At 73.6% G+C, this 22,211-nt stretch carries 20 protein-coding genes and 5 tRNA genes; 16 read left to right on the forward strand and 9 right to left on the reverse strand.

Features of this window, described 5'->3' with window-relative positions:
• The first annotated feature begins 170 nt into the window (after positions 1-170).
• Positions 171-722: a TetR/AcrR family transcriptional regulator gene (locus tag ACZ7LK_RS23285; protein WP_392275897.1), complete on the forward strand. Its 552-nt coding sequence runs from the start codon at positions 171-173 to the stop codon at positions 720-722.
• Positions 719-2,263, forward strand: coding sequence for an MFS transporter (locus ACZ7LK_RS23290; RefSeq protein ID WP_392275898.1), 1,545 nt, complete (start codon positions 719-721; stop codon positions 2,261-2,263). The genes ACZ7LK_RS23285 and ACZ7LK_RS23290 overlap by 4 nt, the downstream gene beginning before the upstream one ends.
• Positions 2,264-2,378: 115 nt before the next feature.
• On the opposite strand, the gene ACZ7LK_RS23295 is transcribed toward ACZ7LK_RS23290, so the two are convergent.
• Positions 2,379-3,008: a lysophospholipid acyltransferase family protein gene (locus ACZ7LK_RS23295; protein WP_392276058.1), complete on the reverse strand. Its 630-nt coding sequence runs from the start codon at positions 3,006-3,008 to the stop codon at positions 2,379-2,381.
• A gap of 265 nt (positions 3,009-3,273) precedes the next feature.
• On the opposite strand from ACZ7LK_RS23295, the gene ACZ7LK_RS23300 reads away from it, so the two are divergent.
• The 3 genes from ACZ7LK_RS23300 to ACZ7LK_RS23310 all read left to right on the forward strand — a co-directional run bounded on the left by ACZ7LK_RS23300 (position 3,274) and on the right by ACZ7LK_RS23310 (position 5,771).
• A complete protein-coding gene (locus ACZ7LK_RS23300) occupies positions 3,274-4,422 on the forward strand; it encodes a glycerophosphodiester phosphodiesterase (RefSeq protein ID WP_471143069.1) in 1,149 nt (382 codons plus the stop codon).
• Between the two features lie 125 nt (positions 4,423-4,547).
• The gene (locus tag ACZ7LK_RS23305; RefSeq protein WP_392275900.1) at positions 4,548-5,249 is read left to right on the forward strand and encodes a sigma-70 RNA polymerase sigma factor region 4 domain-containing protein; all 702 of its coding nucleotides are present in this window, start codon (positions 4,548-4,550) and stop codon (positions 5,247-5,249) included.
• A 39-nt stretch (positions 5,250-5,288) separates the two neighbouring features.
• On the forward strand, positions 5,289-5,771 hold the full coding sequence (locus tag ACZ7LK_RS23310) for a GNAT family N-acetyltransferase (protein ID WP_392275901.1): 483 nt from the start codon (positions 5,289-5,291) through the stop codon (positions 5,769-5,771).
• Here ACZ7LK_RS23310 and ACZ7LK_RS23315 read toward each other — a convergent pair.
• The gene (locus ACZ7LK_RS23315; RefSeq protein ID WP_392275902.1) at positions 5,749-6,153 is read right to left on the reverse strand and encodes a hypothetical protein; all 405 of its coding nucleotides are present in this window, start codon (positions 6,151-6,153) and stop codon (positions 5,749-5,751) included. The genes ACZ7LK_RS23310 and ACZ7LK_RS23315 overlap by 23 nt on opposite strands.
• Before the next feature lies 1 nt (position 6,154).
• On the reverse strand, positions 6,155-6,514 hold the full coding sequence (locus ACZ7LK_RS23320; protein WP_392275903.1) for a hypothetical protein: 360 nt from the start codon (positions 6,512-6,514) through the stop codon (positions 6,155-6,157).
• Positions 6,515-7,049: 535 nt separating this feature from the next.
• Here ACZ7LK_RS23320 and ACZ7LK_RS23325 point away from each other — a divergent pair.
• The 8 genes from ACZ7LK_RS23325 (at position 7,050) to ACZ7LK_RS23360 (ending at position 18,025) form a co-directional block, all read left to right on the forward strand.
• Positions 7,050-8,147 (forward strand): methionine ABC transporter ATP-binding protein, encoded by a 1,098-nt coding sequence (locus ACZ7LK_RS23325; protein ID WP_392275904.1) that lies wholly within the window; start codon positions 7,050-7,052, stop codon positions 8,145-8,147.
• Positions 8,144-8,815, forward strand: a complete 672-nt coding sequence (locus tag ACZ7LK_RS23330; RefSeq protein WP_469462265.1) for a methionine ABC transporter permease — start codon at positions 8,144-8,146, stop codon at positions 8,813-8,815. The genes ACZ7LK_RS23325 and ACZ7LK_RS23330 overlap by 4 nt, the downstream gene beginning before the upstream one ends.
• Before the next feature lie 65 nt (positions 8,816-8,880).
• Positions 8,881-9,744, forward strand: coding sequence for a MetQ/NlpA family ABC transporter substrate-binding protein (locus ACZ7LK_RS23335; protein ID WP_392275906.1), 864 nt, complete (start codon positions 8,881-8,883; stop codon positions 9,742-9,744).
• 179 nt (positions 9,745-9,923) lie between these two features.
• Positions 9,924-10,571: a GNAT family N-acetyltransferase gene (locus tag ACZ7LK_RS23340; protein WP_392275907.1), complete on the forward strand. Its 648-nt coding sequence runs from the start codon at positions 9,924-9,926 to the stop codon at positions 10,569-10,571.
• A 61-nt stretch (positions 10,572-10,632) separates the two neighbouring features.
• Positions 10,633-11,841: a precorrin-6y C5,15-methyltransferase (decarboxylating) subunit CbiE gene (cbiE, locus tag ACZ7LK_RS23345; RefSeq protein ID WP_471143077.1), complete on the forward strand. Its 1,209-nt coding sequence runs from the start codon at positions 10,633-10,635 to the stop codon at positions 11,839-11,841.
• 306 nt (positions 11,842-12,147) lie between these two features.
• Positions 12,148-15,621, forward strand: coding sequence for a nicotinate-nucleotide--dimethylbenzimidazole phosphoribosyltransferase (gene cobT, locus ACZ7LK_RS23350; RefSeq protein ID WP_471143080.1), 3,474 nt, complete (start codon positions 12,148-12,150; stop codon positions 15,619-15,621).
• Positions 15,622-15,934: 313 nt separating this feature from the next.
• Complete coding sequence (gene cobA / locus ACZ7LK_RS23355; protein WP_392275910.1) at positions 15,935-17,167, forward strand: uroporphyrinogen-III C-methyltransferase; 1,233 nt, start codon at positions 15,935-15,937, stop codon at positions 17,165-17,167.
• A gap of 39 nt (positions 17,168-17,206) precedes the next feature.
• On the forward strand, positions 17,207-18,025 hold the full coding sequence (locus ACZ7LK_RS23360) for a TrmH family RNA methyltransferase (protein ID WP_469462274.1): 819 nt from the start codon (positions 17,207-17,209) through the stop codon (positions 18,023-18,025).
• A 28-nt stretch (positions 18,026-18,053) separates the two neighbouring features.
• Here the strand turns inward: ACZ7LK_RS23360 and ACZ7LK_RS23365 are convergent, their stop codons facing one another.
• On the reverse strand, positions 18,054-19,232 hold the full coding sequence (locus ACZ7LK_RS23365; protein WP_392275912.1) for a serine/threonine-protein kinase: 1,179 nt from the start codon (positions 19,230-19,232) through the stop codon (positions 18,054-18,056).
• 473 nt (positions 19,233-19,705) lie between these two features.
• Here ACZ7LK_RS23365 and ACZ7LK_RS23370 point away from each other — a divergent pair, with 473 nt between their 5' ends.
• From ACZ7LK_RS23370 to ACZ7LK_RS23380, 3 genes are all read left to right on the forward strand, one after another.
• Positions 19,706-19,912, forward strand: a complete 207-nt coding sequence (locus ACZ7LK_RS23370) for a hypothetical protein (protein WP_392275913.1) — start codon at positions 19,706-19,708, stop codon at positions 19,910-19,912.
• A 465-nt stretch (positions 19,913-20,377) separates the two neighbouring features.
• Positions 20,378-21,355: a phosphotransferase family protein gene (locus tag ACZ7LK_RS23375; protein WP_471143085.1), complete on the forward strand. Its 978-nt coding sequence runs from the start codon at positions 20,378-20,380 to the stop codon at positions 21,353-21,355.
• A gap of 40 nt (positions 21,356-21,395) precedes the next feature.
• Positions 21,396-21,665, forward strand: coding sequence for a TFIIB-type zinc ribbon-containing protein (locus ACZ7LK_RS23380; protein WP_392275915.1), 270 nt, complete (start codon positions 21,396-21,398; stop codon positions 21,663-21,665).
• A gap of 50 nt (positions 21,666-21,715) precedes the next feature.
• Here the strand turns inward: ACZ7LK_RS23380 and ACZ7LK_RS23385 are convergent.
• The 5 genes from ACZ7LK_RS23385 to ACZ7LK_RS23405 form a co-directional block, all read right to left on the reverse strand.
• A tRNA-Val gene (locus ACZ7LK_RS23385) sits at positions 21,716-21,787 on the reverse strand.
• Positions 21,788-21,821: 34 nt separating this feature from the next.
• Positions 21,822-21,893 (reverse strand) — tRNA-Val (locus ACZ7LK_RS23390).
• A gap of 19 nt (positions 21,894-21,912) precedes the next feature.
• Positions 21,913-21,984, reverse strand: a tRNA-Val gene (locus tag ACZ7LK_RS23395).
• Position 21,985: 1 nt separating this feature from the next.
• Positions 21,986-22,059, reverse strand: a tRNA-Cys gene (locus ACZ7LK_RS23400).
• 36 nt (positions 22,060-22,095) lie between these two features.
• Positions 22,096-22,168, reverse strand: a tRNA-Gly gene (locus ACZ7LK_RS23405).
• Positions 22,169-22,211 lie beyond the last annotated feature (43 nt).

Below are 22,211 nucleotides of genomic sequence, written 5' to 3' on the forward strand. Positions count from 1 at the left end.
CACCGAAGGCCCCGCGAGGGGCCTTCGGTGCGTTCGGGGCCGCAGCGGGAGCGGGCCGGAGCCGGTGGCGTACGGGCGTGTGGCCTGAGGGACCGCGCCGTCGGCGTATCAGGCGAGTCGATCGGATCCCGAATGAGACGTTGATGTCTCACGTGGGTTATGGTTGTCTCATGACAGTCGACCGTGAGCAGGTGCTGCGCACCGCCGCCGCCCTCCTCTCCCGCAAGGCGACCGCCACCATGGACGAGGTCGCCCGCGCCGCCGGCATCGGCCGCGCGACCCTTCACCGGCACTTCGCCGGACGGGACGCGCTGGTCAGGGCCCTGGAGGCGCTCGGGATCCAGGAGTTCGAGGCGGCCATCGACGCCGCCCGGTTCGAGGACGGCACCGCCGAGGCGGCACTGCGCCGGCTGATCGCCGGACTGGAGCCGGTCGCCGGGCTGCTTGCGTTCCTCGTCACCGAGAACCAGCTCTTCGAGGGCGACCAGATGAACGAGGGCTGGGCCCGCCTCGACGCCCGCGTGGCCGCGCTCTTCCGGCGCGGCCAGGAGGAGGGCGAGTTCCGGATCGACCTCACGCCCGCCTGGCTCACCGAGGCGCTCTACGGGCTCATCGGCACCTGTGCCTGGGCCGTGCAGGACGGGCGGGTCGCCGCCAAGGACTACCAGTACATGATCGCCGAGCTGCTGCTCGGCGGAGCACGCAGGAGCGTGGAGAGATGACCCGTACCGATCAGCCCACCAGGGAAGCGGAGGTCCTGCGCCGCCCGGGCCGGTGGCTGGCACTCGCCGTACTGGTCCTCGCCGTGCTGCTGGTGGCCGTCGACGCCACCGTGCTCGGCCTGGCGACACCGTTCCTCAGCGAGGACCTCCGGCCGACCGGCACCCAGTTGCTGTGGATCGGCGACGTCTACTCCTTCGTCATCGCCGGGCTCCTCGTCTCCATGGGCAGTCTCGGCGACCGCATCGGCCGCAAGAAGCTGCTGCTGACCGGGGCCACCGCCTTCGGTGCCGTCTCCGTCCTCAACGCGTACGCCACCAGCCCCGAGATGATGATCCTCGCCCGTGCGCTGCTCGGCGTCGCCGGCGCGACCCTCATGCCCTCCACGCTGGCGCTCATCCGCAACCTGTTCCACGACCCGCGCGAGCGCAGCCTCGCCATCGGCATCTGGGGCGCCATGGCGTCCGCCGGCGCGGCGGTGGGCCCGGTCGTCGGCGGCTTCCTGCTGGAGCACTTCTGGTGGGGCTCGGTCTTCCTGATCAACCTGCCGGTCATGGCCGTGCTCGTCCTGGTCGGCATGCGGTACATCCCCGAGTCGAAGAACCCCGCGCCCGGACCCTGGGACCTGCCCAGCGTCGCGCTGTCGCTCGTCGGCATGATCGGCGTCGTGTACGCGGTCAAGGAGGCCGCCGCGCACGGGCTCCACCTCGGTACGGCCGCCGCCGCCGTCATCGGCGCGGCCGCGCTGGCCTGGTTCGTACGGCGCCAGCTCCGGCTCGCCGCACCGCTGCTCGACATGCGGCTGTTCCACCACCGGGGCTTCTCCGGCGCGGTGCTCGCCGATCTGCTGACCATCCTGGGCCTGTCGGGACTGGTGTTCTTCCTCTCCCAGTTCCTCCAGCTCGTCCAGGGACGTTCCCCGCTGGAGGCGGGCCTCGCCGAACTGCCCGCCGCTCTCGGCGCGGTGACGACCGGTCTGATCGCCGGTCATGTGGCCCGGCGCTTCTCGGTGCGGTCCGTGGTGTCGGGCGGCCTCGCCGCCGTGGGCCTGGCGCTCGCCGCGCTGACCCTGCTCGACCGCTCCACGGGCTACCCGATGCTCGGCGTGTCCCTGCTGGTCGTCGGGGTCGGCGCGGGCTTCGCGTTCACCGTGACCGCCGACGTCATCCTGTCGAGCGTCCCGCGCGAGCAGGCGGGGGCCGCGTCGGCCGTCTCCGAGACGGCGTACGAACTCGGCGCGGCGCTCGGCATCGCGCTCCTCGGCTCCGTGGTGACCGGCGTCTACAGCGACTTCGTCACCCCGCCGGGCGTCCCCGCCGACACGGCGGCGGCCGCGCACGAGTCGCTGGGCGGCGCGGTGGAGGCCTCCGCCGGCCTGCCGGACGCGACGGCCGGGGCGCTGGTCACCACCGCGCAGGACGCCTTCGTCGAGGGCCTGCGCATCGCGGCCGGGGCCGGCGCGGCCGTCCTGCTGGCGACGGCGGTCGCGGCCTGGTTCCTGCTCCGGGGCCAGAGGCTCGAAGAGGGCGCCGAACACCCCTAGGGGGTGTCCGGGCACAGGTCCGGCACCTGGCCGGACCCGTGCCGGACAGGCCGGAGGGCCGCACCCGACGCGGGTGCGGCCCTCCGGCAGTACGGGAGCCCGGGCCCCCGTACCGCTACGCCGCCTTCGCCTTGGTGGCGTACATGTCCACGTACTCCTGCCCCGACAGGCGCATCACCTCGGTCATCACCGAGTCCGTCACCGCCCGCAGCACGTACCGGTCACGGTCCATGCCCTCGTAGCGGGAGAACTCCATCGGCTCGCCGAAGCGCACCGTCACCCGGCCCGGGCGGGGCAGACCCGCGCCGCCCGGCTGGAGCTTGTCGGTACCGATCATCGCGAACGGCACCACCGGCGCGCCCGTCATCAGCGTGAGGCGCGCGATCCCGGTGCGGCCGCGGTACAGGCGGCCGTCGGGGGAGCGGGTGCCCTCCGGGTAGATGCCGAAGACGTTGCCCTCCTCCAGCACCCGGCGCCCCGTCATCAGCGCGGCGACACCGCCGTTGGCGCCGTCCCGGTCCACCGGGATCATGCCGACGCCCGTGAAGAACCACGCCATGAGCCGGCCCTTGACGCCCTTGCCCGTGACGTACTCGTCCTTGCCGATGAAGTAGACCTGACGGTCGCACACGATCGGCAGGACGATCGAGTCGATGAACGTCAGGTGGTTGCCCGCCAGGATGACCGGCCCGTCACCGGGGATGTTCTCGGCGCCCTCCACCCGGGGGCGGAACATCAGGCGCATGACCGGGCCGAGCACTGCCTTGATGAGCGCGAAGCGGGACAACGAGTCCTCCGTCGAAATCAGCCGACCACGTACATGACCAGTATGTGCAGGTGAGGACGATACTCGTGGGCCACGCCCGGACGCACACCGGGTTCACCGAGTCGATACACAGTGTTGACCCGTGTTTTCCGCGAATTCGCGCGAGGTCTCCCCCGGGCGGGGCGCCGCTGCCTACGATCGGCCTCGCAAGGATGTCCGAAAAGTACTCACCAAGGGAGCCTCCATGACACAGGGCGCGCACATGAGTCCCGGGCGCCGTACGGTGCTGGGAGCGGCGGTGCTCGGCTCGGCCGCCCTCTCCGTGGGCGCCGGCGCCGGCCCGGCCGCCGCGCACGGCCGCCCGCCGGCCGCGTACCGGCACCTGCCCGTGCCGACGGTCATCGCGCACCGGGGCGCCAGCGGCCACCGCCCCGAACACACCCTCGGCTCCTACCGGCTGGCCCTCGACATGGGCGCGGACGTCATCGAGCAGGACCTCGTCCCCACCAAGGACGGGCACCTCGTCTGCCGTCACGAGAACGACATCACCGGGACGACGGACGTCGCCGACCACCCGGAGTTCGCCTCCCGCAAGACCACCAAGACCGTCGACGGCACGCCCCTGACCGGCTGGTTCACCGAGGACTTCACGCTCGCCGAGCTGAAGACGCTGCGGGCCAAGGAGCGGATCCCCGCCACCCGGCAGGAGAACACCCTCTACGACGGGCGCTGGACCGTCCCCACGTTCGAGGAGGTGCTGCGCTGGGCCGAGAAGGAGGGGCACCGCCGCGGCCGCCCGGTGTGGCTGCACGTCGAGACCAAGCACCCCACCTACTTCCGCAAGCTGGGCCTCGCCCTGGAGGAACCGCTCGCCAAGCTGCTGCGCCGGTACGGGCGCCACGGCGCCGGCTCGCCGACCTTCCTCCAGTCGTTCGAGCCCAGCAGCATGATGCGGATGGCGAAGCTGGTCTCGGCGCCGCGCGTCGTCCTGCTGTCCGGCGCCGGCACCCGCCCCTGGGACTTCACCGAGTCGGGCGACCCGCGCACGGTCGCCGACCTCATCACCCCCGAGGGCCTGGAGTGGATCGCCTCCTTCGCCCAGGGCATCGGCCCCACGCTGGACCTCGTCGTCCCCCGGCGCCCCGACGGCACCCTCGGCGAGCCCACCACCCTGGTGCGCGACGCGCACGCCGAGGGGCTGGTCCTCCACCCGTACACGCTGCGCAACGAGAACACCTTCCTGCCGGCCGAGTTCCGGCGGGGCACGGACCCGGCGGCCTACGGGGACGCTTTCGGCGCGTACCGGGCCTACTTCGCCACCGGTATCGACGGCATCTTCACCGACCAGCCCGACACCGGCCTCCTGGCCGCCGCGGACCACCGCGCCCGCTGACCCACGCCCCGCCCGGCCGGGCCCGTGTCGCGCGGTCGTCAGCACCCCGCCCGGCACAACCCCCGGACGGGCGGTTTCGGGTGGCGCGGGCAACCGCGCCACCCGGCGGCCGTGTCATGGCCGGCATGACACCCCCCGAAGCGACGCCCACCCGAGAGCCGCTGCCCGAAGCGCCCCCCACCGCACCCACCCCCACCGCACCCACCGGCACCGCACCTACCCCCACCGCACCCACCGGCACCGCACCAACCCGCCATGTGCCCGCCCGCCGCGCACCCGCCCGCGCCACCGGTGCCCCCGCGCCGGCCGGGGACGCCCTCCCCGAACTCGTCCGCGCCCTCACCGCGCTGCTCGCCGCCGAGTCGGCGGCGGAGGCCGCGGCCGCCGGCGTCGAGCCGGGCGACCTCGAACAGGCCGTGTGGCTCAGGCTCCTGGAGCGCCTCGACGGCGGCCCCGGCGTTCCCGACCACCCCGCCGACTGGCTGCGCCGCGCGGTCCGGGCGGAAGCCCGCCGCGCCCGCCGCACCGTCGTACGGGAACTGCCCTACGCCCACGACCCCGTGTCCGACACCGAGCCCGAGAGCGCCGCGCTGGTCGCCGAACGCCGCCGTGCCCTGCGGACCGCCGTCGCGCGCACACCCGTCCACTGCCGGCGCCTGCTGACCGCGATGCTGTCGCCCACCGACCCCACCTACCGGGAAATCGCAGGAGAGTTGGGTATCTCACAAGGCAGTTTGGGGCCAATGCGTTCCCGTTGCCTGGGATGCCTGCGCAGAATGCTCGCGGCAGAGGTTGCCGTTCCTGCACATCGGGGAATGGAGCGGTAGACCCACAGGGCGGATCAGGTGAGCCGGAGGCATGCATACATGGGCATGAGCGTGACCATCTCAGCGGCGAGCGCGCAGGACGCCGAACACATCCTGAAGCTCCAGTACCTGTGTTACCAGAGCGAGGCCGAGCTCTACGGCGACTACGCCATCGAACCCCTCACCCAGTCGCTCGACGACCTGAAGGCCGAACTCGACCGCGGCCACGCCCTGGTCGCCCGGCTCGGCGACGAGGTCATCGCCTCCGTACGCGGCCGGATCGACGACACCGGCACCGCCACCATCGGCAAGCTCATCGTCCATCCGCGGCTGCGCCGCCACGGCCTCGGCGGCCGCCTTCTGGACGCCATCGAGGAGCACTTCGCCACCGGCCGCGCCCCCGCCGCCAAGCGCTTCCAGCTCTTCACCGGACACCGCAGCGACGCCAACCTGCGCCTCTACCGCAAGAAGGGGTACGAGACCGTCGCCACCGAGGAAGTGGGCCCGCGGCTCACCCTCGTCACGCTGGAGAAGGCCGCCTAGCCTTCCGCAGCCACAGGATCCCGGTCACCGGGAGCAGCACCGGGATGAAGACGTACCCGTACCCGTAGTCCGACCAGACCGTGGCGTCCGGGAAGGCGCCGGGATCGGCCAGCGTCCAGGTACCCACGGTCAGTACGCCCACCAGCTCGGCGGCGCAGCACACCAGCGCCGCCCTGCGGGCCGTCTCCCCGCCCCGCACCAGCGTGTACGTGATGAACACGTACACCACCGCCGCCAGCGCCGACAGCGAGTACGCCAGCGGCGCGCGGCCGAACTCGGTGGCGATCTGCAACACCGACCGCGACACCGCGCCGACCGACATCACCCCGTACAGCCACACCAGCAGCATGCCCGGCCCCCGGGCCAACCGGCGCTCCGTCATGTCAGCCGTTCCAGATGTCGTAGAGGCGTACTTCGAGCACCGCCAGCACCACCGCCCCGGCCGCGACGGTCGCCGACCCCCAGCGGCTGCGCTCGGTCAGCGACAGGAAACCGGCCGCCGGCACCGCGCACAACGCGCCGATCAGGTACGCCAGGAAGATCGCCGTACCCTCGTCGGCATCCTCGCCCCCCACCAGCCGTACGACGCCGACCACGAGCTGCGCCAGGGCCAGCACCGTCACCACCGCCATGCCGATGAAGTGCCAGTCCTTCGTCGGCTGGTCCCGGTACGCGGCGAAGCCGCACCAGGCGGCGAGGGCGAGCGCGGCCACGGAGACCGCGACCGTCAGGGCGTCAAGCATGCGCCCGAGACTATTACGGGCCAAAAGGCCCCGTGCGACCGCCCCCGCGAGGGCGACGGGCCGGGCCGGGGCGACCGTGGTCTTGACCACAGCGAGCGCCCCCGCCGGCCACCCCCGGCACCCCGGCCGACGGTCGCGGGAAGGGCGACGGCCCAGGCCACAGCGGGCGGAACGGCCCCCGGCGCCGTGCCGCCACCGCCCCACGGTCGTCCGTATGACGTACACGGCCCGTCCGCTATTCGGACAGCCATCCGGACGTCGACAGGGGGTCTGGTTTACTGGCCCGCATGACCACGACGAGCTGCCGCACCCTTGCGACCGAGGCGATCACGACGCCCGGTGCTCGTTGTATGTGTCGAATGTGCGCCTTCTGAGGGCCCCTGCCTGAGCCTCGCGCCCCGAAGCGAGACCCGACAGCCGAGCCGTGCTCCGTACGTCATCGAAACCGACGGACCACGCCTGCCCCGCGCACGAGCCGTTCCCCGGCCCACCCGGCCGAATCAGCCGTGCCGCGCGTCGGAACGACGAATGCCCCGTGCCCGGCGGACACCGCGCCGTGCACTCGACAGTGACGGAAACCCCTGTGATCACCACTACGGGCCTGACCAAGGTCTACGAGTCGCGAGGCCGCCAGGTCACCGCTCTGGACGGCGTCGACCTGCATGTCCGCGAAGGCGAGGTCTTCGGCGTCATCGGACAGAGCGGCGCCGGCAAGTCCTCGCTCATCCGCTGCGTCAACCTCCTGGAGCGCCCCACCTCCGGCACCGTGACGGTCGACGGCACCGACCTCACCGCCCTCGCCGGCCGCGGCCGCCGCGCGGGCAAGGACCTGCGCCGGGCACGCAGCCGCATCGGCATGGTCTTCCAGCACTTCAACCTGCTGTCCTCCCGCACCGTCCAGGACAACATCGAGCTGCCGCTGGAGATCCTCGGCGTCTCCGGCGCCGACCGCTCCCGCCGTGCCCTCGAACTCCTCGACCTCGTCGGCCTCGCCGACAAGGCCAAGGCGTACCCCGGCCAGCTCTCCGGCGGCCAGAAGCAGCGCGTCGGCATCGCCCGCGCCCTGGCCGGCAATCCCAAGGTGCTGCTCTCCGACGAGGCCACCAGCGCCCTGGACCCCGAGACCACCCGCTCCATCCTCCAACTGCTGCGCGACCTCAACCGGCAGCTCGGCCTGACCGTCCTGCTCATCACCCACGAGATGGACGTCGTCAAGCAGATCTGCGACTCCGCCGCCCTGATGAAGCGGGGCCGCGTCGTCGAGTCCGGCACCGTCGCCGAACTCCTCGCCACCCCCGGCTCCGAGCTCGCCCGGGAGCTGTTCCCGGTGACCGGCGAGGCCTCCGGCGGCGACCGCACGGTCGTCGACGTCACCTTCCACGGCGAGGCCGCCACCCAGCCGGTGATCTCCCAGCTCTCCCGCACGTACAACATCGACATCTCGATCCTCGGCGCCGCCATGGACACCGTCGCCGGACGGCAGATCGGCCGCATGCGCATCGAGCTGCCCGGCCGCTACGAGGAGAACGTCGTCCCCATCGGCTTCCTGCGCGAACAGGGCCTCCAGGTGGAGGTCGTCGACGGGGAACCGAAGGTGCCCGCACAGGGCCTGGTCAAGGAGATCGCGAAGTGACCTGGGAAGAAATGCGGCCCCTGCTGGAGCAGGGCACCATCGACACGCTCTACATGGTGCTGTGGTCCACCGTCGTCACCGTCGCCGGCGGCCTGCCGCTCGGTGTCCTCCTCGTCCTGACCGACAAGGGCGGACTGCTCCAGAACCGCCCGGTGAACAAGGTCATCGGCGTGATCGTGAACATCGGCCGGTCGCTGCCGTTCATCATCCTGCTGGTCGCCCTCATCCCGGTCACCACACTCGTGGTCGGCACCTTCATCGGCCCCACCGCCATGATCGTGCCGCTCTCCATCGGAGCCATCCCCTTCTTCGCCCGCCTCGTCGAGACCGCGATCCGCGAGGTCGACCACGGACTCGTCGAAGCCGTCCAGTCCATGGGCGGCGGGATCCCGACGATCGTGGGGAAGGTGCTGCTCCCGCAGGCCCTCCCGTCCCTGATCGCCGCCCTGACCACCACCGTGATCACGCTCATCAGCTACTCGGCCCTGGCCGGCGCGGTCGGCGGCGAGGGCCTCGGCTCCAAGGTGATCACCTACGGCTACCAGCGGTTCGAGACCGGCTTCATGCTCATCACCGTGGTGCTGCTGATCGTCATCGTCACGATCATCCAGCTCATCGGCGACCTGGCCGTACGCCTCCTCGCCCGCCGCGGCCGCACCGCTTCCTGACCCCCAAAAACAGCCCGCACTCCTTGTCCGGGCGTTGTCCGCACCACCAGAAAGAGGCACTTTTCGTGCGTAAGAACATCAAGCTCACCACCGCCTTCGCCGGCATCACCGTCCTCGCCCTCGGCCTGACCGCCTGCGGCACCGCCTCCGACCCGTCCTCCTCCAAGGGCGGCTCCGGCAAGGCCGACGAGACCAAGCCCCTCGTCGTCGCCGCGTCCCCCACGCCGCACGCCGACATCCTGGGCTTCGTCAAGGACAACCTCGCCGAGAAGGCCGGCCTCAAGCTGGAGATCAAGGAGTTCACGGACTACGTCCTGCCGAACACCGCCACCCAGCAGGGCCAGGTCGACGCCAACTACTTCCAGCACAAGCCGTACCTGGACGACTTCAACAAGAAGAACAAGACCACCATCGTCCCGGTCGTCAACGTCCACCTGGAGCCCCTCGGCCTCTACTCCAAGAAGCTGAAGGCGCTCAAGGACCTCAAGCCCGGCCAGACCGTCGCCGTCCCCAACGACACCACCAACGGCGGCCGCGCGCTCAAGCTGCTCGCCGACAACGGCGTCATCACCCTCAAGGACGGCGTCGGCGCCAACGGCAAGCTGTCCGACATCAAGGACAAGAAGGGCCTGGAGTTCAAGGAGCTGGAGGCCGCCACCGTGCCCCGCGCCCTGAACGACGTCGACGCCGCCGTCATCAACGGCAACTACGCCATCGAGGCCAAGCTCAGCCCCGCCAAGGACGCCCTGGCCCTGGAGAAGGCCGAGGGCAACCCCTACGCCAACTTCCTCGCCGTCAAGGAGGGCAACGAGAAGGACGCCCGCGTGCGCAAGCTCGCCGAGCTGCTGAACTCGCCCGAGGTGAAGAAGTTCATCGAGGACACCTACAAGGACGGCTCCATCGTCCCCGCCTTCGGCGCGGTCAAGTAGCCCCGTCCGTACGGCACACAGGCCCCGCGCACCCCGTCCGGTGCGCGGGGCCTCCGCCATGTCGACGCATCGACGAGTCGACGTATCCGTACCGACGAATCCGTACCGACCCGGCCATGCGCACAACCGGCTGCATGCTGCATGCTGTGCCTTCACGGCCTTTACGGACGGTCCCCTGCATGGAGCTGCGCATGACTACCACCTTTCCGGACATCTCCATCAGCACGGAACGGTTGGTGCTGCGCCCCTACGACGAGTCGGACATCCCCGCGCACACCGAGATGATGAACGACGAGATGGTCGTCGCCTGGACCTCCGCCCCGCACCCCTACACCACCGGCCACGCCGAGGACTGGGTCCGCAGGATCGCTCCCGGGGAACGCACCGAAGGCCGCGGCGTCGTCCTCGCCGTCACCGAGTTCCTCACCCAGCGCCTCGTCGGCACCATCCACCTGAAGAACACCAACTGGCGCACCCGCGCCACCGAGGTCGCCTACGTCACCGCCCCCTGGGCCCGCGGCGAGGGCTACGCCACCGAATCCGTCCTCGCCGTCGCCCAGTGGCTCTTCCGCCACCAGCGCTTCGAACGCCTGGAACTGCGCACCGCCGCCGACAACACCGCCTCCCAGCAGGTCGCCCAGAAGATCGGCTGCATCAGCGAGGGCGTCCTCCGCAACGCCTGGATAGCGCGCACCCAGACGGAGGACGGCGGCTGGACCGACATCAGGACCGATCTGATCGTCTGGAGCCTGCTCCCCGAGGACCTCGAAGGCGCCGCCGACCAGCTCGCCGACGCCGGATACTCCTCGTTCACCGACTGGAACTGACACCCGGTACGCTCACCAGCACTCCACCCGACCTCCACAACACTCCAGGAGACAGACGAAGATGGCCGACCGGGTCACGGTGATCGGCTGGGACGGCTCGCCCCTCACCACGGCCGCCAGGTCCGCCCTTTCGGCCGCCACCCTGGTGGCCGGAGCAGGCCACCATCTGGCCCTCCCGGACATCCCTCCCGCCGCCGAACGCGTCCGCCTCGGCAGCGTCGACCTCGCCGCCCGCCGCATCGCCGGCCACCGCGGCACCGCCGTCGTCCTCGCCGACGGCGACCCCGGCTTCTTCGGCGTCGTCCGCACCCTGCGCGCACCCCAGTACGGCCTGGAGGTCGAAGTGGTGCCCGCCGTCTCCTCCGTCGCCGCCGCCTTCGCCCGCGCCGGCATGCCCTGGGACGACGCCCACGTCGTCGTCGCCCACAGCCGCACGCTGCGCCGCGCCGTCAACGTCTGCCGCGCCCACCCCAAGGTCGCCGTCCTCACCTCCCCGGGCGCCGGCCCCGCCGAGCTCGCCCTCCTCCTCGACGACGTCCACCGCACGTTCGTCATCTGCGAGGAACTCGGCACGGAACGCGAACAGGTCACCGTCCTCACCTCCGACAAGGCCGCCGACCACGCCTGGCGCGACCCCAACGTCGTCATCGTCATCGGCGGCGCCGCGGCCGGCGCCCAGGGCGGCGGCTGGCTGATGGGCCCCGACCCCGGAGCCGTACGCGGCTGGGGGCTGCCCGCGCACGCGTACGGCGACGACCTCCGCACCGGCGAGACGGCGGACCTCCGCGCCGCCCAGCTCGCCCGCCTCGGCCCCCGCACCGGCGACCTCGTCTGGGACATCGGCTGCGGCGCCGGCGCGCTCGCCGTGGAGGCCGCCCGCTTCGGGGCCGCCATCATCGCGGTCGACGAGGACCCGGCCGCCTGCGCCCGCACCGAGGCCGCCGCACGCCACTACGGCGTCCAGGTCCAGACGGTGGCGGGACGGGCGCCGCACGTGCTGGAGCGGCTGCCGGAACCCGATGTTGTACGGATCGGGGGCGGGGGAGTGGCCGTCGTCACCGCCTGCGCGGACCGCCGGCCCGAGCGCATCGTCACGCACGCCACCACCCGGGACGAGGCGGAGGCCGTCGGGGCGGCGCTGACCGAGGGCGGGTACGCGGTCGAGTGCGCGCTCCTCCAGTCCGTCGAACTCGACCCCGGCGCCTGGACCGAACGCGACCGCACGGTCGTCTTCCTGCTGTCCGGCCACCGGCCGGCACCCTCCCCGTGACCATGTCACTACACCACGGCAGGTAGGCTGGCCGATCGTTGTACGGCGGCCGGACGACCGGCACATCGCTTCGTCGGCATCCGGACGAGGGGGCCTTTCCGGCGCCCCTCCGCCGTACGGCGCTACCGGGGGGTTGCGCGACGTGGCGCAGTCCACAGCCGACGGTGGCGGATCCCGCTGCCACGGCGGCAGAAGGCCGCGACAATACGTCTTGTCCGCGGGTCGTTCGTGCCGCGCGGCGCGCATGCTCGTTCTTGTTGGCGGGCGACGGTCTGAAGGAGCACAACCGATGGGCGAGGGGTACGCATGACTGACACCGGCCAGGTCCCGGGCGAGGGGCAGCCGGAGAACGCAGGCATGGTGGAGCAGCCGGGCGTCCCCGCCCCGGGCGCCTACACCTTCCTGGACCCCTCCGACACCGCTGCCGAGGACGACGACCTGCTGCTGATGCCGGGGTCGCAAGGAGCCTGGAGCGAGCCGCACGCCGGCGTCGCCCCGGCGCCCATGGCGATGCCCCCGACCGTCCCCGCGGCGGTGGACCCGGTGGGCGCGGCGGTCATCGCCGAGCAGCAGGCCCAGCAGGCCCAGCAGCTCCAGCATGAGCAGCCGGTGTTCGAGCCGGTGGCGCAGGCCGCGCCGGCCGCCCACGAGCCGGTGGCCCCGGTGTACGAACCGGCCGCCCCGGAGCAGGCCGCAACGGCCCCCGAGCAGGCCGCCCGGGAGGCGGTCGCGCCGGAGCAGTTCGTCCAGGAGCCGGTCGTCCACCACGAGCACGCCGTCCACGAGGCGGGCGCGCACGAGGCCGGTGGGCATGACTCCGGGTCGGTCGACCTGACCGGCGTACGGATGCCCGAGCCCGCCCCGGCGCAGGCCCAGGTCCCGGCGCCCGCCCCCGAGCCCGCCCAGGCGCAGGTTCCCGCGCCCGCGCGTCGCCCGCTCCACATGGGCCCGCCGGTCCCGGACGCCACGGGCGGCGTCGTCCGCTCGCTCGCCGACCGCGGCCCCGCCCAGCCCGGTCCGGCGACCTCCGGCGGCCTGGAGTACCTGGACGTGCCCCGCGAGGAGCCGGTGCCGTCGCCGCTGCCCGGTCCGCAGCTCGGTGAGCTGCCGCCGCAGAGCGCGGAGCCGTGGTCCCCGCAGCCACAGCAACCCCAGCAGCCCCACACATCGCCGCCTGCCACAGCAGAAACGGTCGTTCCGGAGCAGGTGCCCGCGCCGGCCGGGCAGTTCGTGCCGGTCGAGGGCACCGTCCCGACCGCGCCGCACCTGGCGCCCGCGCCGCCCGCCGAGCCGGCCCCCCAGGAGCCCGCCGCCGAACCCGTCGCCGCCGCCCAGGAGCCCGCGGCGGACGTCGCCGTGACCGTCCCGGCCCCCCGCGACGGCGACGCCCCCGCCGCCGCGCCGGCCGCGCCGGAGCCGGTTGCCGAGCAGCCCGTCGTCGAGCCCGTGCCCGAGCAGCCGGTGGCCGAGCAGCCCGCGCCCGCCGAGCCTGGCGCGCCCGAGCAGCCGGTGGCACCGGAGCCGGTCGCCGAGCAGCCCGTCGCCGAGCCCGCCGAGCCCGCCGGGCCCGCCGAGCCCGCCGAGCCGGTGGCAACGGAGCCCGCCGCCGAGCAGCCCGTCGCCGCCCAGCCGGTCCTCGCCGAGCAGCCGGCCGCCGAGCCGCAGCCGCAGCCCGTGGCCGTCGCGCCCGAGCCTGCGCCGGCGGCCGAGCCCGCGCAGGCCGCCCCCGAGCAGCAGCCCGAGGTCCTGGAGACGGCCGACCCCGAGCAGGCTGCCGACGCCGGGCAGGCCGAGGTCCCCCCGACGGCGGAGACCCCCGCCCAGGAGGCGCCCACCGCCCCGGACGCCCCCGAGGCCCCTGCCCCTTCCGACGCCCCCGCCCCGGACGCCACGCCCGAAGCGGACGCCGCACCCGCCCCGGACGCACCCGCCCCGGACGCACCCGCCCCGGACGCCACGCCCGAAGCGGACGCCACCCCCGGCACGGACGCCCCCGCCCCCGACGCCCCCGCCCCGGACGCCCCCGTCCAGGGCGCGCCCGTCCAGGGCGCGCCCGCCCCCGGCTACGACGACGTGGAGCGCGAGGCCGTGCTCCGGGTCATGCGCGAGCGCCGGGACATCCGCAACGGCTTCCGCGGCGACCCGATCCCGCACGAGGTCCTCCTCCGGGTCCTCGAAGCGGCCCACACGGCACCGTCCGTGGGCCACTCGCAGCCCTGGGACTTCGTCGTCATCCGCTCGGCAGAGACCCGGCGCACCATGCACGAGCTCGCCCAGCGCCAGCGCGAGGCGTACGCCAAGTCGCTGCCGAAGGCCCGGGCCAAGCAGTTCAAGGAACTGAAGATCGAGGCCATCCTCGACACCCCGGTGAACATCGTCGTCACCGCCGACCCCACCCGCGGCGGACGCCACACCCTCGGCCGGTACACCCAGCCGCAGATGGCCCCGTACTCCTCGGCGCTCGCCGTCGAGAACCTGTGGCTCGCCGCCCGCGCCGAGGGCCTCGGCGTCGGCTGGGTCAGCTTCTTCGACGAGCGCGAGATGGTCCGCGCCCTCGGCCTGCCCGAGCACCTGGAGGTCGTCGCGTACCTGTGCGTCGGCTACGTCGACGAGTTCCCGGAGGAGCCGGAACTGATGCAGGCCGGCTGGTCCAAGCGCCGCCCGCTGTCGTGGGTCGTCCACGAGGAGACGTACGGCCGCCGCGCCCTGCCCGGCGAGGAGCCGCACGACCTCCTCCAGGAGACCGTCTCCAACATCCGCCCGCTCGACGCCAAGGCGCTCGGCGAGGCCTGGGAGCGGCAGAAGCGGATGACCAAGCCGGCCGGCGCGCTCGGCATGCTGGAGATCATCTCCGCGCAGCTCTCCGGCCTGTCCCGGATGTGCCCGCCGCCCATCCCCGAGCCCGCGGCCGTCGCGATCTTCGCCGGCGACCACGGCGTGCACGCCCAGGGCGTCACCGCCTGGCCCCAGGAGGTGACGGCCCAGATGGTCGCCAACTTCCTGGGCGGCGGCGCGGTCTGCAACGCGTTCGCCAACCAGGTGGGCGCCGAGGTCTGCGTGATCGACGTCGGCGTCGCCGGCGACCTGCCGGCCACCCCCGGCCTCCTGCCGCGCAAGGTGCGCCCTGGCACCGCCGACTTCACCACCGGCCCCGCCCTCAGCCGCGAGGACGTCCTCGCGGCCGTCGAGGTCGGCATCGAGACGGCCAGGGACCTCGTCGCCGCGGGCAACAAGGCGCTGCTGACCGGTGAGATGGGCATCGCGAACACCACCGCGTCCGCCGCGCTGATCTCCGTCTACACGGACGCCGACGCCGCGGAGGTCACCGGCCGGGGCACGGGCATCAACGACGAGATGCACGCCCGCAAGGTGGACGTCGTCCGGCGCGGACTGGAGCTGCACCAGCCGGACCCGGCCGACCCCATCGGTGTCCTCGCGGCCATCGGCGGCCTGGAGCACGCGGCGCTCGTCGGGTTCATCCTCGGCGGCGCCTCCCTCCGCACGCCCGTCGTCCTCGACGGGGTCAGCGCGGGAGCGGCGGCACTCGTCGCCCGGGCCATCGCCCCCGAGGCGCTGGCGGCGTGCATCGCTGGCCACCGCAGTGCGGAGCCGGGCCACATGGCGGCCCTGAACAAGCTGGGCCTCCGCCCGCTGGTGGACCTCGACCTCCGCCTGGGCGAGGGCACCGGTGCCCTGCTGGCCCTGCCGGTGATCCAGAGCGCGGCCCGCGCGATGCACGAGGTGGCGACGTTCGACTCGGCGGGCGTCACGGAGAAGTAGCGGGCGCGGCGGGGGAGGGCCGCCGGGGACGCAAGCCCCGGCGGCCCCCGCCGCCCGTACCGCCCGCCTCCCGGTCCACCGGCCACCACCCGCCCCCTTGGCCCCCGGGCCTCCGGCACCGCCCGGCCACCCTCCGCCCCTCCCGGACCCGCCGGCCGCCCGGCCCGGGCCACCGCCCCGGACCCGTCCGGCGGAGCGCACCGTATCGTGGTCGGCAGCGTCCCCCACCGCGCCGCCCCCGCCCCACCAGCCGCTTCACCGTCGCAGCGGCCCCGCACACCGCACCACCGCCCTGCCGAGGAGCCGCACCGTCATGGCCGAGCACGCCGAGCACCCCGCCTACCCCGTCGGACTGCGCCTGACCGGGCGCCGCGTCGTCGTCATCGGCGGCGGCCAGGTCGCCCAGCGCCGCCTCCCCGCCCTCATCGCGGCCGGCGCCGACATCACCCTGGTCTCCCCGTCCGCGACGCCGTCCGTCGAAGCCATGGTGGAGGCCGGCGAGCTGACCTGGGTGAAGCGCCGGTACGAGGACGGGGACCTGGCCGACGCCTGGTACGCCCTGATCGCCGCCACCGACCCGGAGGCCAACGCCCGCGCGTCCGCCGAGGCCGAGCGCCACCGCGTCTGGTGCGTACGCTCCGACGACGCCGAGGCGGCCACGGCCTGGACCCCGGCGACCGGCCGCAGCGAGGGCGTCACCGTCGCCGTGCTCACCGGACACGACCCGCGCCGTTCCGCCGCCGTACGGGACGCGATCGTGGAGGGGCTGCGCGACGGTTCGATCGCGGCCCCGCACCACCGCTCCCGCACGCCCTTCGTCGCCCTGGTCGGCGGCGGCCCCGGCGACCCGGACCTGATCACCGTGCGCGGCCGCCGGCTGCTGGCCGAGGCGGACGTGGTCATCGCCGACCGCCTCGGCCCCCGCGACCTGCTCGACGAACTGCCGCCGCACGTCGAGGTGATCGACGCGGCGAAGATCCCGTACGGCAGGTTCATGGCGCAGGAGGCCATCAACAACGCCCTCGTCGAGCACGCCAAGGCCGGCAAGTCCGTCGTCCGCCTCAAGGGCGGCGACCCCTTCGTCTTCGGCCGGGGCATGGAGGAGGCGCAGGCACTCGCCGAGGCCGGCATCGCCTGCACGGTCGTCCCGGGCATCTCCAGCTCGATCAGCGTTCCCGGTGCGGCGGGCATCCCGGTCACCCACCGGGGCGTGGCGCACGAGTTCACCGTCGTCAGCGGCCATGTCGCCCCCGACGACCCGCGCTCGCTCGTCGACTGGGCGTCGCTCGCCAAGCTCACCGGCACCCTCGTCATCCTCATGGGCGTCGACAAGATCGGCGCGATCGCCGAGGCACTGGTGGCGCACGGCAAGGCACCGGACACCCCGCTCGCGCTCGTCCAGGAGGGCACGACGGCCTCCCAGCGGCGCGTGGACGCCACGCTCGCGACGGTCGCGGAGCGGGTCCGGGCCGAGGACGTCCGCCCGCCCGCGGTCATCGTCATCGGACCGGTCGTCGCCGAAGGCCCGCACAAGAGCACCAAGTAACCCGTTGGCACCCCATACCGGACGAGGCAGTATCACCCCGTGGCCGAACTCATCACCATCGACGACCCCGACGACCCGCGCCTGCACGACTACACGGGTCTGACCGACGTCGAGCTGCGCCGCCGGCGCGAGCCGGCCGAGGGCCTGTTCATCGCCGAGGGTGAGAAGGTCATCCGGCGCGCCAAGCAGGCCGGGTACGAGATGCGGTCGATGCTGCTGTCGGCCAAGTGGGTCGACGCCATGCGCGATGTGATCGACGAGGTCCCGGCGCCCGTGTACGCGGTGACGCCGGACCTCGCCGAACGCGTCACCGGCTACCACGTGCACCGCGGCGCGCTCGCCTCCATGCAGCGCAAGCCGCTGCCCACGGCCGGCGAACTCCTCACCGGTGCCCGCCGGGTGGTCGTCATGGAGGGCGTCAACGACCACACCAACATCGGCGCCATCTTCCGCAGCGCCGCCGCCCTCGGCATGGACGCGGTCCTGCTGTCGCCCGACTGCGCGGACCCGCTCTACCGCCGGTCCGTGAAGGTCTCCATGGGCGCCGTCTTCTCCGTCCCCTACGCCCGCCTCGACACCTGGCCCCGAGGCCTGGAGACGGTACGGGAAGCCGGCTTCCGGCTGCTCGCGCTGACCCCCGACGAGAAGGCCACCAGCATCGACGCGGCAGCCCCGCACCGGCTGGAGCGCGTCGCCCTGATGCTGGGCGCGGAAGGCGACGGACTCACCACCAAGGCGCTGATGGCCGCCGACGAATGGGTGCGCATCCCCATGGCCCACGGCGTGGACTCGCTCAACGTGGGCGCGGCGGCCGCCGTCGCGTTCTACGCGGTGGCCACCGGCCGCCCCGGGGCCTGACCGGCCACCCTCCAGGGGGCCCCGGTCCCTATCCCTGGAGGCCCTGCGCCGCCGCGATGCCCAGCAGCACGATCAGCGTCACCACCACGAAGACGAAGATCCGCTGACGCAGCAGCCGCGGGTTCGCCGGCCGGCGCGCACCGCCCGCTCCCGTGCGGACCCCCGGCCGCGACGCCGTCCGGCCGCCGCCGGTCCGGGCCGGCGGCCGATTGCGCGGCGACGAGGCGCGCGGAGCCGACGCGCCGCGCGCCCCGGGCGCGGGCGTGCGCGGGGACCGGTCCTGGGTGCCGCGCTCCGTGTAACGCTCCGTCAGCCGCCCCGTGGGCCGGTCGTCCACCGGCCTCGCGGCCGGCCGCGGCGCCGGCGGCCGGACGTCGGACAGCCCCTGCGCCTCCCGGGCGGCGATCTCCTTGAGCCGCATGGACAGTTGCAGGGTGCTGGGACGTTCCTCCGGGTCCTTCGCCAGACACGCCCGCACGAGCGGCGCCAGCGCGTCCGGCACGCCGTGCAACTGCGGCTCCTCGTGCACCACCCGGTACAGCATCACCTCGGAACTCCCGTGCCCGAAGGGCGAGTCCGCCATCGCCGCGTACGCCAAGGTCGCCCCCAGCGCGAACACGTCCGTCGCCGGGGTGACCGCCGCGCCCCTGACCTGCTCGGGCGCCAGGAAGCCGGGCGAGCCCACCGCCGTCCCCACATGGGTGAGCGTGGACGCGCCGGTCGCCCAGGCGATGCCGAAGTCGATGATCCGGGGGCCCTTGGGCGACAGCAGGATGTTCGACGGCTTCAGGTCCCGGTGCACCACCCCGGCCTCGTGCACGGCCACCAGGCCCTCCGAGAGCGCCGCGCCGATGGCCGCCACGTCGGCCGCCACCAGCGGACCCTCCTCGGCGACCTTGTCGTGCAGGGAGGGTCCGGGCACGTACTGCGTGGCGAACCAGGGCCGGTCCGCCTCCAGGTCGGCCGCCACCAGCCGGGCCGTGCACCCGCCGCGGATCCGCCGCGCGGCCGACACCTCGCGGGCGAAGCGCGAACGGAACTCCTGGTCCTCGGCGAGATCCGGCCGGATCACCTTCAGGGCCACGCGCTGCCCCCGCCGGTCGGAACCGAGGTACACGACCCCCATGCCGCCCGCGCCGAGCCGCCGGTGAAGCCTGAATGAGCCGACGACACGCGGGTCCTCGCGCCGGAGCCGCATCATCGCCATGTCCGTCCCCTACCTGCGGTGGGGAGGCCCCACCCTCGCTGCACCGGTGTCCGTTTGACGTGGCACAGCTTACGTACCCGCGCCCCGGCGCGCTCATAGGCCGCGCCCTCGCGAACCGATCGATTGTCAGTGCCGATGGCCCCCCGGGAGCGGCCCGTGACCTCAAGCCCCGCCCCCGATACGGGTGTTGACCCTCCACGGTGACCGGCGGTACCGAGGTGCCGACCGGACGTGAGTGACGTCACCCGGCGCTGCGGACCCCTCCGGGAAGTCCCCCACACCGGCACGTCCGTCTCCACCCAGGGGAGTACGCCGTCCGGTGGCGGCTCATCCTCCGGGAGGCCCGCGAATGGGTACGCGGGCATGACGTGCCGGGCCCACCGCTTCCCTAATGTTGAGGTCAAGCGGCGGGTGGCAGCACTCGTCCCCCGAGGTCAGACACCCGCCGCTGCCGAAACGACAGGAGAGGAACCATGGCGGACACGGCAACGCGGACGATGGTCCGCACGCAGGGACGCAAGGCGTACGCCTCGTTCGGCGCCCGCCCGTCCGGCCGACGCCACCCCCTGGTGGCCACGGCCATGGTCCTCCCGCTGGCCGTGCTCCTGGTGGTCGCCTTCGGCGGCTGGGACGCAGTGGTCACACAGGCGTCGTCCGTGGGCGTGATGCTGGGGCGCTGAACGGCGCCCCGGACCCGGGAGAGCGGCCCGGGTCGGGGTCATCCGGCCAACAACCCCGTGGGGACGGGGGTGCGGCGGACGGCAGCGGTGGCCGGCAGCTGGGGAGCTGCCGGCCACCGCTTTGTCCCCCCGACCCTGGTTGCCCGCCCGTGCCGCGGGGCGGTGTGCGCGGTGCGCGGTGCCTGCCGGTGGGTGGGGGGTGTGGCCCCTCCGGGCTCACCTCCTCGAGGCCGGCGGGGCGCCCTACCGGATGTGTGGCCGTTCGTCGCCGCCGGCCTCTGCGGGGGCGACCCTGCACGGCCCCAGCCCGTCGCCCGTCTGCGGACCGGTTCGCCGAGGCCGTGGCCCTCTCCCTTGTGCGTCGTCCGCAGGCCGGATCGTCCGAGGCTGACGTGCCCGTCGTTGAGGGGCCCGTCCCGCGCCCGGGCACCGCACCGCACAGCACCGCACCCGTAAGGTCGTGGCGTGCAGCAGCAGGAGACCGACGCCCTCGTACGGGAGCTCGACGCCGTGGCCCGGCGGGCCGTGCCCCACCCGGACTGCCGCGCCTGCCGGGGGTCCGGCGCCGTCCTGGCGGACCGCCCGGACGGCACCGTGGTCCGGCACGGGCACGCCGTGGCCAAGGCGCACGCCCCGGACACCGAGGCCGCCGCCCACCGCGTGCGCCTCGCCGTCGCCGCCCACCCGCGCCTCGCGGGCATCCTGCTGCCGCCCCTCCCGGTGGCCGCGCGGGAGGTGGGCGGCCGACCGGTGAGCGCCTGGCCGTACGGCAGCCCCGTCGACCCGGGCGACCCGGAGGCCGCCCCGTGGGAGCAGGCGGCCACCCTGCTCGCCCGCCTCCACCGCGTAGCGCCCGGCGACCTGCCCGGTCCGTTGCCGGTGATGCGCGGCCCCGCGAAGGCGGCCCGGGCGGTGGCGCGGATGACGGCGGCCGGACCGCACCCGGCCGCCGCGCCGGTACGGGCCGCCTGGCGCCGCCTTCCCGCCTGGGCGCGCGACGAGGCGCCCGGCCCCGCCGTACCGCCCGGGACGGGCGCGGCGCTCTGCCACGGGGACCTGCACCTGGGCCAGCTCGTCCGCCACCCCGCCGCCACCGGGCCCTGGCTGCTGATCGACGTCGACGACCTGGGGGTGGGCGAGCCCGCGTGGGACCTGGCCCGCCCCGCCGCCTGGTACGCGGCCGGGCTGCTGGCTCCGCGGGTGTGGGACCGCTTCCTCGGCGCCTACCGGGCGGCGGGCGGTCCGGCCGTACCCGCCGACGGCGACCCCTGGCCCCGGCTGGACGTGCCGGCCCGCGCGCTGACGGTCCAGACGGCCGCCCTCGCGATCGCCAAGAGCACGGCCGAGGGCCGGGACTTGGACGACGTCGAACTGAGCGTGATCGACGCCTGTACCCGAATCGCGACACTCCCACCCGAGTTGGACGCCGCGGCTCCGTCGTAGGGTGAGGACACCATCCGTACGGCGAGGAGTTGAGCCGAGCATGCAGTGTCCCAAGTGCCATGCCCCCATGCACACCTACAACCGCAACGGCGTCCAGATCGAGCAGTGCAGCGGCTGCCGGGGGATCTTCCTGGACTACGGCGAGCTGGAGGCCCTGACCCGCCTGGAGGCGCAGTGGGTCCAGCAGGCCCCGCCCGCCCCGCCGGCCCCGCAGGCCTACCCGGCCGCGCACGCCCCCGCCTGGGGCGCCCCGCACCACGGGCACCACGGCCACCACCGCGGCTTCGGCCGGATGCTCTTCTCGTCCTGAGACGACGACGAAGCCCCGGCCGCGTGATGCGGCCGGGGCTCCGGGGCGTGTGGACGATACTGGGATTGAACCAGTGACCTCTTCCGTGTCAGGGAAGCGCTCTCCCGCTGAGCTAATCGTCCTCGGGACCATGATCCGGAGATCACGGGCACTGCGTGCGCGATACTGGGATTGAACCAGTGACCTCTTCCGTGTCAGGGAAGCGCTCTCCCGCTGAGCTAATCGCGCGGGGGATCCGAAGATCCAGTGGACGATACTGGGATTGAACCAGTGACCTCTTCCGTGTCAGGGAAGCGCTCTCCCGCTGAGCTAATCGTCCTTGGAGGTGGAGACGGGATTTGAACCCGTGTAGACGGCTTTGCAGGCCGTTGCCTCGCCTCTCGGCCACTCCACCAGGAGTGCAGGGGTTCGGGATGGATCCCCCACTTCGAGCGGACGACGAGATTCGAACTCGCGACCCTCACCTTGGCAAGGTGATGCTCTACCAACTGAGCCACGTCCGCTTGTCGTTTCCGTTCCGCTTCCGCGTCCCGGCGACGTGTTGAA

The organism is Streptomyces sp. NPDC039423, from assembly GCF_055598725.1.